At 54.7% G+C, this 13,836-nt stretch carries 8 protein-coding genes; 5 read left to right on the forward strand and 3 right to left on the reverse strand.

Annotated elements, in window-relative coordinates:
• Positions 1-228: 228 nt before the first annotated feature.
• The 3 genes from WJU22_RS17365 (at position 229) to WJU22_RS17375 (ending at position 3,363) form a co-directional block, all read left to right on the forward strand.
• The gene (locus WJU22_RS17365; RefSeq protein WP_341839436.1) at positions 229-708 is read left to right on the forward strand and encodes a hypothetical protein; all 480 of its coding nucleotides are present in this window, start codon (positions 229-231) and stop codon (positions 706-708) included.
• 21 nt (positions 709-729) lie between these two features.
• Positions 730-2,163 (forward strand): hypothetical protein, encoded by a 1,434-nt coding sequence (locus tag WJU22_RS17370; protein ID WP_341839437.1) that lies wholly within the window; start codon positions 730-732, stop codon positions 2,161-2,163.
• Between the two features lie 351 nt (positions 2,164-2,514).
• Positions 2,515-3,363 (forward strand): hypothetical protein, encoded by an 849-nt coding sequence (locus WJU22_RS17375; RefSeq protein WP_341839438.1) that lies wholly within the window; start codon positions 2,515-2,517, stop codon positions 3,361-3,363.
• Positions 3,364-3,463: 100 nt separating this feature from the next.
• On the opposite strand, the gene WJU22_RS17380 is transcribed toward WJU22_RS17375, so the two are convergent.
• From WJU22_RS17380 to WJU22_RS17390, 3 genes are all read right to left on the reverse strand, one after another.
• On the reverse strand, positions 3,464-4,369 hold the full coding sequence (locus WJU22_RS17380; protein WP_341839439.1) for a PorP/SprF family type IX secretion system membrane protein: 906 nt from the start codon (positions 4,367-4,369) through the stop codon (positions 3,464-3,466).
• 414 nt (positions 4,370-4,783) lie between these two features.
• Positions 4,784-7,099, reverse strand: a complete 2,316-nt coding sequence (locus WJU22_RS17385; protein WP_341839440.1) for a BamA/TamA family outer membrane protein — start codon at positions 7,097-7,099, stop codon at positions 4,784-4,786.
• Positions 7,096-12,066: a translocation/assembly module TamB domain-containing protein gene (locus tag WJU22_RS17390; RefSeq protein ID WP_341839441.1), complete on the reverse strand. Its 4,971-nt coding sequence runs from the start codon at positions 12,064-12,066 to the stop codon at positions 7,096-7,098. Before WJU22_RS17390 ends, WJU22_RS17385 begins: the two co-directional genes overlap by 4 nt.
• 289 nt (positions 12,067-12,355) lie before the next feature.
• Between WJU22_RS17390 and WJU22_RS17395 the strand changes: the two genes are divergently transcribed.
• The gene (locus WJU22_RS17395) at positions 12,356-13,201 is read left to right on the forward strand and encodes a DUF6089 family protein (RefSeq protein ID WP_341839442.1); all 846 of its coding nucleotides are present in this window, start codon (positions 12,356-12,358) and stop codon (positions 13,199-13,201) included.
• 350 nt (positions 13,202-13,551) lie between these two features.
• Complete coding sequence (locus WJU22_RS17400; protein ID WP_341839443.1) at positions 13,552-13,743, forward strand: hypothetical protein; 192 nt, start codon at positions 13,552-13,554, stop codon at positions 13,741-13,743.
• Positions 13,744-13,836: the final 93 nt, after the last annotated feature.

The following is a 13,836-nucleotide window of genomic DNA, read 5'->3' on the forward strand; positions in this document are numbered from 1 at the left end:
CATATATATATAATTATATATTAAGCTTATAATCAATGCGTTCGTAGGTCATGACGTTTTGAAATATAAGAATTAACCATATATTTACACCGCGGTTTACCTATACCGACTACCTATGCAAACTGAACGTCCGACGAAGCCCTTGACGCCGCCTGAATTTTGGCGCCCATTGCCAGCGGATGGCCTTTTGCCCCGGCAGACAGCAACGAACACTTAACAGACAATCGTATGGATATTATTGCGTACCAGGACTTTCACGCCATTCGCCTGAGCGATTTTTACGATGGTCCTGATTACCAGGAAGTGGAAGATTATGATTTCATGGGGGAAATTTGGGTAGGAGAGCTGTGCGGCTTCAACACCTTCCTGCGACCGGTTTCCATCCCCGATGAAACCCGCGCCATTTCACTCGACTTTACAAAAGATCACGACGGCATGGCCATGCGCGTCCTCGAAGCACTGCAACTCCCGCTGCCGGCCAATTGCTCGCAGGCGCAAATGACCTCCATCCTCGGAGATCCCAAAAAAGTCGTGAAACTGGCGAAAGACACCGTCACCATGGACTTCATCATCGGCGACCGCTTCCGCTATTCACTGTCCTGCACGATCCACCAGCAAAACGGGCTCATGTACCTCGACGTGGTGAACGAAACCGGCGTTCTTCAAAAAACTCCCAAAAAGAAAAAAACCAAAGAAGAAAAGATATAACTTTCGTATAAATCTATTTTCGTGCGAAGCTATACCTTATTCCTTGTTTGTTTACTGTCCCTGCCTGCCAGCGTTGCAGCGCAGGACAGTCTGCTGGCCAAAGCACAGGCAATGCCCGAAAAATATCTGCAACAGGTCACCGGTAAATCGAAAAAATACGAACGTCAGGTAGAAAAACGTACCCGGCAAGCGCTCGACCGGATGATGCGGCAGGAGAAAAAGCTTCAGGCCAAACTGATGAAGGCGGACTCCCTGGCCGCTAAAAACCTCTTCACCGGTTCGCTGGACTCTATGCGTAACCTGCAAGCCCGGCTCAGCAGTAAAACGCAGGCAGCAACCCGTTTACTCAATGGGCAAACCGGCGGCTACCTGGACACGCTCACAAATACCCTCGGGTTCCTCAAAGACGCAAAAGGCCTGCTCGGCAAAGCCGGCGATGTGAAAGGAAAACTCGGTAAATCGATCGAACAGGTGAAGTCGCTGCAAGACAAGCTGAAACAGGCCGAACAAGTCCGCAACTACATCCGCGAGCGCCGGAACCTCCTCAAATCCCAACTGGGCCAGTATGCCAACATGACCAAAGACCTCCAGAAAATCAACAAGGAGGCTTACTATTACGCCCAGCAACTCAAGGAATATCAGTCCGTTTTCAGTGACCGTAAAAAAGCGGAAGCCAAAGCCATGGAACTACTCCAGAAACTACCGGCGTATAAAGATTTCATGGCCCGCAATACGCAGATCGCGCGGTTGTTCAACCTCGCTGCTGCAGGTGGCGGCAACGTGGAGCAGCAGCTCGAAGGGTTGCAGACCCGGTCGCAGGTGGAGCGCCTGATCCAGGAGCGCCTGGGCGGCGGCGGGCCCAATGCCTCGCAAGCCATCCGCCAGCAAATGAATGCCGCACGGTCGCAGATGGACGAACTGAAAAAGAACTTCCCCGATCTCGATAACGCCGCCGAAATGCCAGACTTCAAGCCCAATGAAATGAAAACCCAAAGCTTCATTTCCCGGCTGGAGTTCGGCGCCAACGTTCAGTTCCAACGCTCCAACCAGTTCTTCCCCTCCACGGGTGATTTTGCCGGGCAAGTCGGTTACCGCTTCAGTAAAAACGGGATCGTGGGGATGGGAGCGTCTTATAAACTGGGCATGGGAACGGGTTTCAATAATATCCGGTTTTCGCACCAGGGCATGGGCGTTCGCTCGTTCGCGGATTATAAACTAAAAGGGACATTTTTCGTCAACGGCGGTTTCGAATACAATTACAACGCCGCCTTTGTCAACCCCAACCAACTGGCCAACGCCAAAGTCTGGACACGCAGCGCCTTGCTGGGTATCGCCAAAAAATACAAGATCAATAATAAGCTGAAGGGAAATATGACCCTCCTGTACGATTTCCTCCACAATAGCCAGGTTCCCCGCACCGATCCGGTGAAATTCAGGGTGGGATATAATTTTTAGCCGGTTTACACAAAAGTATTTACCGCCAGTTGGAGCTTCCAATCGGCGGTATTTTCATTTTAATTCAATTAAATAATATAAATACATATATGAAGTATTTGAAGTGATATTATAGTAAAATTCAATCAATACTTAATAAAAATTGAAAAATGATGGATATGCAGTTAAAAATTAAGATTTAGACCAGGAAAAAGTTATTTTTATAGCGACAGACGTGAAAACGAGTAAGTGATGATTAAAAATCCCTTACCTGGATGGCCGGGGGCGGGGAGACCGGCGGCGACCCAACTTGCATGTATGTGAAAGCAGCCGGCGCTTCCTGCCTCAGGCCACTACAATCAAAGCCGTGCCATGATCAGTGTGACTGCCGCCATACAACAGATTGCCGCCTGCCGGACCACCTGGGGCAAAACTTCCGTCCCCATCACGGAAGCCTCCGGCAAAGTGATCACCGAATTTACACCGCCCGAAGGCCCATCTGCTACATTGCCCGCTCCGGGAACTATGCTGACCAGCCGCCACCTCGCCACCATGTCCCAATCGGGTATCACGCAGGTTTCGGTGTATATGCCGCCGTCGGTAGTCTTTATCGGAGTTGGGGAAAGTGAGGGCGGCATCAATAAGCTCACGGTGGAAGGGACATTGACGGATTACGGGATCGCCCTGCGCGAAAGCGCCACCATTCCCGCCGCATCGCCTGGCATGCAAAAACTGGTGGAAGCTTCGCTGGATGCGGATTTGCTGGTACTTTGCGGCGACATTTCCCCCAAAACGTTCTTCGAAGCCGGGGTGGAACAGGTGTTCAGTAAGGTAAAAGCACATCCCTGCCAGGCGTTCTGGTTCGGGTACAGTCCTACGAAAACACGCATCATGCTCATGCCTTCGAACCCCTTCGCCGTACAGGTATCGGCCAAACTTTTCCTGGAATCCTACATCCGCGCCTGCTGGAACATGAAGCCCATCCGGCCCCTGCTGCTCCCGTACGCCGAACATCGCTCGCCGGCCGTGGGGCAGGACGAATACGTTCCGGCGGCCATGGTACACCGGAATGGACTGAAGGTGCGCGCCATTTCGTTTTCCGGCAAAACCGATATCCGGGAGGCAGCGCAGGCGGAAGGCTTCCTGTGCCACAGCGCTGAGCATGGCAGCCTGGAACCCTCGTCGCTGGTGCCTTTCTATCCCTGGAACCACCTGGCCTGAATTCACTTTCCCATCACAAATCCCCTAAAAGCCGCAACCCGTCACACATCGCGGATCGCTGATGCATAACGGGTTGCGGGGTATTTCCTGTAATTGTTGCTTAACTGAAAAGGCGCACTTTGATACCCAATCCAAAGTTGCCGCCGTATGCGTCCAGTCCCGAGCGCTGGTTCGTGTAGCTCGCCTGCACCTGGATGGAATTCTTGAACTGGAAGCCCACACCGCCGGTCACGGCTTTGTTGGAATGGTACAACCCGAACACGTTTACCATATTCCGGGCAAAGCTCACACGGGCGCCGGCATCCACCACGCTGTTGGAATTCAGCATGGGCCGGAAGCTGATGAGCGGCTCGATGGAGGAAATCTTGTAGCTGCGGGTGCCGAATTTGTAAGACGCGGTCACCGCGAAAGTCGACTGGCCGCGGGGCTCCTTTTCGTCGATGTTCTTCAAGGTACGCGTCACATTCGGCATGGCGGCCTGCAGGGTGAGGGCGCCGTTCGTATAGGCGATGCCGAGATCGAGGCCCATGGCGTTTTTGTAGCCTTCATAGCCCTCGAGGGCTTTGGCTTCGGGCGTTCCGGGCTTCACGTGTTCCGCACGCTTGTTGTCGAGCGATACGCTGGCGCCGATATGGAGGAATTCGGTATTGTCTTCGTTGAGGGAAGTGTGGTACGCATAAGACATGGCCACACGGGTTTGCTTCAGCGGGCCGGCCTGGTCGTTGAACACGGTAAGACCAACGCCGAGGGTGCGACAAACCTGGTAATCGCCGGTCAAAGCGAACGAAACGGGCGCGCCATCGGTTTCTTTCCAGGCTTTGCGGTAGCCCATGCTCAGGCTGAGGCCGGTATCCGCACCCGCGAGGGCCGGGTTGCCGAGGTACCTGTTTTCAAAATATTGCTGGGGGAGCGGATCTTGCTGATCGAAAATGCGCTGCGCCTGCACGGCCACCGGCAGTACAAGGGTCAGCAATAAAAGGCAGAATTGGGTAGAGATGTGCTTCATCTGCGTTCGTTTGGGTACAGGAATAATGTTCTCAGTATCATCCGGGACAATTTACCCCGGACGACAAATATAGTATTAATGCTTAATTGAACAAAAACATGAATATGAAAAAGGGGTAATGAAACCCGCTATGGGGGCTATTTTGGGGCGGTTTGACAATCTACGTGAATTGAAAGCAAATTGGCATTACATATTGAAATTCAATACTATAACATTTTCTCAATAGGATACACAATTAAAAATAAAAAATATGTAAAAAAATTTCCGAGTGAAAGGGGAGAAACGGTCGTGGAACAGATAATCGATTGGAGTAAAATGTGAAGCTGGGGAAGGAAAGGGCGCATCAAGCCCTTCACGAAATCGAATCCCGGCAGGGCCGGCCATCATAAACCAGCCCTGTCGGGATCATATATTTTAGAAAGGATAACCGATCGCGATGTTGAGGATCAGGTTTTCTTTCCGCCATTTGCTGTCACCGATATCGATGGCATCCGGCAGCCAGAGGAACCCTTTCTGGAAAACGGGCTTCCGTAACGGGAACGCCACATCGAACCGGACAAGGAGGATAGACGCGTCGATGCGCAGGCCCAGCCCCGAGCCCACCGCAATTTCCTTGTAAAACCGGTTCATCGCAAACACCTGCTCCTGGTTTTCCGGCTTGGCCCTGCCCAGCCAGATGTTGCCCGCATCCACGAAAGCCGCCAGCTCTATCAACTGCTGCACCTTATACCGTAACTCGGAGTTGAATTCCAGCTTCACGTCGCCCGCGGCATTGGCCAACAGCAGGTTCGTGCTTTTGGGATCAGGTGGACTCTTGGCGCCGGGGCCCAGCGTCCTCGCCCTGAAAGCCCGGATACTGTTACTACCACCCGTGAAGAATTGCTTGATGAAGGGCAGCGTTGCCGGCTGGGTGGGATCAGACACGTATTTCCCATAAGCATAGCCATACCCCAGGAAAAGCCGGTTCACCCAGCGGAGGTTGTTCGCCAATCGCCAGTAATGCCGCCCGTCTGCGCTCAACCGGACGTACTGCGCAAAATCCTGCCTGAACACCTGCTTCGTGCCGTCTTCCTGTTTGGTAGCGATCAGTCCCGCAAGGTTACCTGCCACGTCTATATTGAACTGACCGAAAAAGGAATGATACCTGAACGGGTCCTGGTTATTGTAAGTCAGCGTGTAATTGCTGCCGAGAATGAACTGTTTGGCGATGGATTGCTTGAGCGCGGGGTCCAGTTCCTGCTGTACCTTGAACGTGTCAGACAGGTTGCTGGGCAATGTATACGTGATCGCAATAGGATAGAGGGTATGGTCGAGGAATTTGGTCTGTTTCCAGATATACCCGTATTGCGCCGTCATGGCGTTCAGCGTGTACATATTGGGCCGCCGCAGCAGTTCGTACCCCAGGCTCACCCGCGTGCGTGGCACATACGGCGTGCGGGGATTGAAGCGGATGAACGGTGTATAGAACCTCGGCATCGTGAGCGCCACTTCCGCGTTCAGGCTATATGCGTTGGTGGAATAGGTTTGCGTCTTGCCGCCTACCTGCGTTTCAAAACCGCCGCCCAGGTTGATTTCCAGGATATTCGCCTTCTTCTGCAGGTTCCTGTTGCGCGCGGAGATCTTCACCTGGCTGCCCACGAACCCGTTCGATTTGGACGTGCCGCTTACTTCGAACTGCAACGACCGCTTCGGATACGGCGTCAGGTAAAAACGCGCGGCCAGGAGGGAACTGTCGCGCAGCGGCCGGAAATTCCCGCGGACGAACTTGAACGCGCCCAGGTTCACGAGGCGCTGCAATGTAATATTATGCGAACTGATGCGGTACAAGCTGTCTTCCTGCAAAAACACGGAACGGTCGAATACGATGGGTTTGAACAATGAATCGGGGTCCACGACTTTATACCCGCCGTAATCCCGCGCCTGAACGGATTTCAGGGTGCTGTCGCGCGTGAGGTCGTAGTTCGGGAACACTTCCACCGACCGCATCCAGTATTGCCGCAACGCGGTAGAAGGCGTGCCGGGCTTCACTTTCACGTATAAATCCACCTGTCCCTTCAACGTACTGTCTACCTGCACGATCATATAATCCGGCGTGAAGTAATAAAACCCTTCTTCCTTCAGGTTATTATGTATCCGCTCGCGCTCGCCCTTGATCCGGTCAAGACTATAGAAATCATTGGGTTTCAGGAGCGTTTCCTTCGCCATTTGGATAATCAGTTTACTGATCACGCCCGTATCGGTATCGAACCGCACGCGGTGGATGGTATACCGGTGATTGGGCTCCACCGTCAACCGGAGACTGGCTTTTTTCCTGCCCTGGTTGCGAATGGAATCGTCGACCATCACCTGGAAATACCCGTTGTCTTCCAGATAACTTTCCACGATGTTCGTGATCCTTTTCGGCCGTACCTGGCTCAGCAGCACGGGCGCCTCGCCCCATTTGTTCCGCAGGAGGTGATTGAGCCCCTTGCCCTTGGGCTCGTTGCCAAGATTGTACAGCCACAGCTTGAAGGGCATGCCGAGGAATTTGCGGTTGGGGGACGGGCGCACCCGTTCGTTGATGCCCGACTGGATTGTAGAGATATCTTTCGGACGGTCTTTCTTCGGCTGCTTCCAGGTAACGTCATGCCCGGTATACAGCCGGTCGCCTTCCGGCACCGTTCGGGTAGTGGAGCAGGCCTGCAGCAAAACGAGCCCTATGGCGAGGATGCGGATCTGTCTGATGGTCATTGGTCTCTCAGTTTTTTCGTCTTGGTCTTTTTGGCCTGTTTACCGAGTATTTCGCGGAATTCGTTGTAATCCATGATCAGCATGAAAGTGAGCCCCGTTTCCACGACCTGCCCCTGGATAACGGTTTCCGTAAGGTTCCGCTGATAGGCGCGGACGCGGTACCGCCCGTCTTCGGTGAGCTTGTATTCGGCAGACATGTCGCCGATGATGGAACTGGCATTCTGTCCCTGCGTCTGCGCACCGGAAATGCCGATGTTGGAGCCCACGCTAACGGTCAGCCGGTCGTTGAACAGGCGTTTGGACACATCTACCTTCAGGTTCGTGGCTTCTTCCCTGGAACCTGCATCGTTGTAGGCCCTTTCGCTTTCGAGGTCGAAGTTGATGTCTACCCCTTTAATGAGGCTGCCCGCCAGGTTATTGAGCTGTTGGGAAAGGATCTTGCTCACGGAGCTCCGCGCGATGTCTTCCGCCGGGTTGCCGCCACTGCTGAGGCTTTCGAAAGGATTGTCGGAAATGAACCGGTTGAGGACGAGCAGGCCCATCACCTGTTTGTTCAGCTCCGATTGTACCTGGTTGATCTGTTTGATACGGGTGTACACGACGCCGTTCAGCACGCCCTGTTCCTTTTCGGGCATGTCCAGCTCAAACGCGATGTCGGGCTTGAGCAGCTCGCCGGTAATCTTGAGGTATACATACACGGGCACCTTCTGCCGGTAGCGATTGGTGTTGGTTTTATCGTTTTCCATGGCGTCTTGCACAAGGTCGCCGGCCACGGGGTTCGTTTCGTACCGCGCAGTGATATTGACGTCCGCGCTCATGGGGTCGCCGGTCCAGATGATGGTGCTTCCCTTCACGATCTGGAATTCGCGCTTGATGAGCTGGTTGAGCGACATGGCATATTTCCCTTCATTGATCTCGTACCGGCCGGTGAGGCTCATTTTGCTGGAGGGGTCCATCGTGAGGTTGAGCGAGGCGGTACCTTTTACTTCGAGGTAGTCGCCGTTAGACTGGTCGATGATGAGTTTCATGGTGGATTCCGGCGTCACTTCCACGTCGGCGCTCACCACGAAGCCCTTCAGGCCCGTTACGCGGGCGAGGGTGTCGGGTTTGGGCCGCAGCGTCGTGTCCAGCCACATGGCCGGGTCGATGAACTGGACTACGCCCGCCCGGTCGGCAATGCCCGGTTCTTCCTCGGGGATCATCACCGTTACCATGGATTTTTCGCGGAGCTTCAGTTTCATCTGTACCCTCGGCAGATCGAGCGTACCGCGGATCTGGGCCGTCACGTCCACGAAGGCCGGCCCATAATAGAACTGATCTTTATTTTTCGGGTCTTGCGGCCCCAGCGCCTGGAAGTTTTCGGCGGTAAGGTCGAGGTTGAGGTTGAAGGATTCGTAATCTTTCGTTCGGATATCCCCGGTAATGACGGCCTCGTTGCCGGAACTGTCGGCCACCACGAATTTGTTGAACTTGACGCCGGTCTCATCGAGCGTCAGGTCTTCAGACGGCAGCCGCATGATGCTGTTGATCATCGAAATGCGGCCAGACACCTTTTCGAAATGCATGGCGCCCCGGATCTCGGGCTTGTCCATCGTGCCGCGCAACGTTGCATTGCCGGTCAGGTAGCCGTTCATCTCCGTGACGTTGCCGAACGTCAACGGCTGTATGCTTTTCATATTGAGCTTGGTGATATCCAGCTTCAGGTCCATGGCATCGGCATAAGTGCCGCTCACGCGCAGGTCGTTGTCGTTCCCCTGGCCCTTCAGCGTAGCATCGAGCACCACGGCTTTCTCCGCGTTGGTATTGGCCGTCAGCGCCAGCCTGCCGAGGGAGGAGCCCATCACGGCAAGACTGTCGATCGTCAATTTACCGTCGATCAGCGGCGTTTTCTCGATGTCGCTGACGGTAATGCTGCCGTTGCTGATCCCTTCCGCCAGGGCGGTATCGGTTTCCACCAGCGAGGTCACCGTGCTCAGCCTGAAATCTTTCAGCAAAACGGTCAGATCGGGCAGCAGCGCGCCCTGCGCCAGGGGAGCGGAAGTGATCTTCAGTTCCTGCGCCCCCCGCTGCAGGCCGATGTCGGCAAAAGCCACGCCGCCATGGAGGACCAGCACTTTATTGTCGCCGCTCACGTTCCAGGCCTGCCGGTTCAGCAGCAGGTCTTTTTTGAGGGATATCAGCAAACTGTCTTTCAATCCATACTGTACCAGGCCGCCGAGTTTATACCTGGGCGTACTCCGCCGGCCCATGACGAGGTCCCAGTCCAGGAGGCCGTTGGCGGCAGACACGTCCAGCCGCGTGCGGCCCAATGGAATCTGCGGGTGCCGCAGTCGTCCGAGCAGCACATCGGCGGCCATTTTGCTGGTATCCACGCTCACATTGGCCAGGAGGGTATCCACGCGGAAGGAGTCGTACCGCATGCCGGGTATGGAAATATTGGCGAAAAGCAGGCTGCTGTCGGTATCCATCCGGCCGGTCAGCGTCACGGGCTTGCGCAGTTCGATATCGGGGAGGAGCTTCGCCAGGGATTTCGGGACCACGATGCTGCCGTTGAAGCTCAGCCACTGGCTTTCGGCTTTTTTCAAAGTTTTGGTGGCCGCTGCGGCTTCGAGGTGCCGCGTTACCATGTCGGTGGCGGCCGTGGCGAAGGTTTGGTAATTGAAGTCGCCCCGCGCGGTGAGGAACCCGAATGGCCCGGTGAGGTCTATTTTCTGTAAACCTTCTTCCACACTGGCTTTGAGCAGGATGGAGTCGAGCATGTACAGGTCGTTTCCGTCTGCGATCTGGATTTTGGAGATGGCCGCGTAGCCGTCCAGTTTCCGGGGGCTCAGGTTGGCGACTTCAGCTTCCAGGCAGGTTTTGATGGTCATGGGGCTGCTGGTCCAATTGGTGGCGAGGAGGTCGAGCTTGTCGAGGTCCGCGCGCAGCGCGATGTCCGGGTGCAGGGTATCGAGCCGTCCGCGCAGGTCGAAGCGGGCCTGGGCATTGGGGTCGCGGATGCTGCCCTTGGCGCCGTAGGCTCCGCCGATAAGGGTGGCGTCGAGCAGTATGTTTTGGTAGGTATAACGGTTATAGGTAAACGACGTGATGTTGACGCCCGCCTTGATATTGGCTTTGTTCGGGTCGGTCCCTTTACCGTTGGCGGTTACCTTGCCGGAGAGGTTCCCCATCGCCGTATCTCCCAAAATCCGTCCCGCCTGGAGGTTGCGCGTGTCGAGCGAAAGCTGGTAGCGGATCTTGTCCATATCCATGAAATCGGCCACTTCACCGCGAACGTTGGCGTTGCCCATGTCCGTTTTGATGGCGAGGTCGGGCTTCAGCAGCTGCATGCCGCCGCGGATGCTTCCGTCCACATCCAGCCGGGCCGGCAATTGCATCCCTGCGGGCAAAGTTCCCGGCGGCAGCCAGGAAAGCAGTCCTGCGCGGGAGGAACGGAGCGTAAGGGTCGTGATGTCTGCGCCCATTTTGTCGGGATCGGCAACCTGGTAGGCGTCTCCTTTAATATAGAGGTAATTTTTGTCGTTGTCCTTCACCTCGATGCCGGGAATCTCCAGCTTGGCGAGGCTCCCGCCCAGCTTGCCTTTCAGGTCGATCCGTTTTTTCCATAGCGGGGCCAGGGACGGGTTGCTGCGCATATCGGGCACAAAGAAAAGGGCTTCTTTCAGGGCCAGTTGCGAGGGCTTGACGTCGGCCGTTACCCGTATGAGCTCGGGGTGGGCCGACAGCGCGTCCCACGAAGGGGTAAAGAGCTGGAGGTCCGCGTTCACCTGGCTTTCGCCGGTTTGGAGGATGAAATCCTTCAGCTGTGCTTCCTGCGGTGTATAACGCACCTGGCCGCGGAGGCGCTTCAGTTCCAGGCCGCTCTGCTCTTTGAGGGATGCGTCGCGCACCGTGAGGAGGGTGCTGTCCGCACTATAATATATATTACCGGCATCGAGATGGAGGTCTTTGAGGGCGAGGTAGTTATAATCCACCGCCTGCTGGAAGCCCAGTCGCTTGGCGGTATGATTGTTCATCGAGAAATCGGTCTGGCGGACGGTCACCTGTCCGGCGATGACGCGCCAGGTATTGGGGGAGCTGCTGTCTGGCGGAGCCGTGGTCGTATCCATCGCCTGGCGCATGTCCAGGCTGGCCGTTGTTTTTTCCAGGGTCAGTTCTTCGGCGTTGATGAGCGTTTCGAGGAGGTTGAACCGCATCTTGCGGAGTTCCAGCTTGCCGAGGGTGCCGGTCGTCTCCAGTCCGCTGCTTTCATCCGAATACAGCCAGCGGGTATTTTTGATGAGCAATTGGCGGACGGCCATATTGAACGCGGTGGACGAGGTGTCTGCCACCGGCGGGCCGGGAACGTGGGCAACGGGCCGGAACAGCTGGCGGATGTCGGCGTCCAGACCGTCGACCTCGAAATTTTTCAGGGTGTACAAACCATTTTCGGGCTGGAGCGTGTCTGGCGAAGCGGCGAGCTTTCCCAGTTGAACGTTGGCGAGCATGCCGCCGAGGCTGTCGAGGAAGCGGACGTGTATCCGCTCCAGTTGCACCGAGCCGATGTTGTACCGCAGCGTGGTGCCGGTTTCTTCGATGAGGGTGTCTTCTTTCGCGCCGGGCGAGCTGAACGCATCGATGACGAACTGGTAGTTGAACGCAGAATCGTGCAGTGGACGGTACACGTTCACCACGGCGTCTTCCCAGCGCAGGGTATGTACGCTGAGGTTGTTGCGCAGGAGGGAGAGGAGGTTGTATTTGACGGACAATTCACCGCTGGAGAGCAATGTATCTTTCCGTTCGTCTTCGACATACACGTCGGTGAGCTTGATGGCATTCCACCAGGAGAAGCGAAGGCCGCCGATGCGGACGTTCGTTTTTAGCTGCTCCTGCAGGTACGATTCGGCTTTTCCGCGCATAAAATTCTGTACCGGCGGTAATTGCAACAGCAGCAGCAACACCACGGGCAACAAAATGATCGTCAGCACAATTCCTATAATCCAGCGAAATATCTTCTTCCGGCGGGGGGTAGTCACGTATTAATTACAGTTTTATATGGTGAAAGGTTAAACAATGCTGCTTCAAATTCCATACCTGCGGCAAAAATAAGGGAATAAACCCTTCGCCAAGGCGGGAAGGATTGTAAATCATATATATATAATTGTAATGAAAGAGAAAAAATGTATAATTTCGTGCCCGGTTGTGTATGAATCCGGATACTTTTTTGCCGGTTTGTGTCGTTGTTATAGATCAGTCACCCGTAAAAACCTTATCACATTGAAAAGAATCACCGGCATTGTATTATTGCTTGCTGCCCCTTTTGTTTCCAAATCACAGGACTGGCATATCGGAGGAACCGCCGGGATCAGCAACTACAACGGCGATCTCACGGAGAAGCGCGTTGATTTTACGACCACAGGGCCTATGATCGGGCTATTGGTGAAGCGGGACGTGAACCGTTGGCTCACTTTGCGCGGGGGCTTTACTTTCGGCCTGATCAAGGCGGATGATAAGAACAATTCGGAGGCGTCGCTCAAGGCGCGTAACCTCAGCTTCCGTTCGCCCATTTGGGAAGGTCATCTCGGGGCGGAACTGAATATCCTGGATATAGACGACAGAGGGTTTACGCCCTATGTTTTCGGCGGCGTGGCGTTGTTCAGTTTTTATCCGACGGCGAAAGATTCTTCCGGCGCCCGCGTGCCTTTGCGCCGCCTGAGCACGGAAGGGCAGGGCTTGCCGCAATATCCCGAGCGCGGTGGCCAATATGCTTTGCACCAGATTTCCATCCCATTCGGGGTGGGTTTCAAGTATTTACTGACCGACCGCTTTACCATCGGCTTCGAGCTGGGATTGCGGCCCACTTTCACCGATTACCTCGACGATGTGAGTACCACTTATGTCGATTATAATACCCTGCTGGCCGAAAGGGGGCAGACGGCGGTGGACTGGGCCTGGCGGGGCGATGAAGTGCATGGCGGCTCCTATCCGCTGGACGGCGCCAAGCGGGGCTCGGCGAAGTATAAGGACTGGTATACCTTTACCGGTATCACTTTCCTCTATCGCCTTGGCGGTAGTTCCGGCGGGCACCGCAGCACAAATTTTTCGAAATGTTTCCGCATGTAAGATATTTTGGCACGATGGTTGCATAATGTTACGCACATAACATAGCCCCCAATCAAGTCCAAATAGAATAAAGTAAAAGACCGTCTTTCGTGACGGTCTTTTTTTTGTGCTTTTTTTTGGGAAGGATGGAAGAAAGAAAAATGGATGTTGTTGTGAAACTTAGCTGTGTAGCGGGTTTGGGGAGAAAATTCTACATTGGCATGCTTTTGGTTTTACAGGTATCAAGTTCGGCAACCGCCCAGATCAAAAGGGGATGAACGGACCCATATCAATCTAAAACCAGCGAGCTATGAAAAAGCTAATCCTCTTGACGCTCCTCCTTGGAGCAGCTTATGCCACACAAGCACAGCATGGAAGGCACGACAGAGATTCCCGTTACGAAAGAGATTATCGCCGGCATGACGACGATTGTGACGATGACGATCGCCGCGGCAGAGGCCGTGGGCATTACAAGAAAAACAAACACGTTCATTACGACAGGCACCATCACCATGATTATTATCGATATGAGCGATACGAGCGCCGCCCGGAAAGGGTTGTAGTGGTACGGCCACGCTACCCGTTCCCTCCGCCGCCCCCGCCCATTCCGCTTCCTCCGAGGCCCAGGGTATCTGGCGTGATCGTGTTCGGACATT

The organism is Chitinophaga caseinilytica (genome assembly GCF_038396765.1).
GTDB classification, from domain to species: Bacteria; Bacteroidota; Bacteroidia; order Chitinophagales; family Chitinophagaceae; genus Chitinophaga; species Chitinophaga caseinilytica.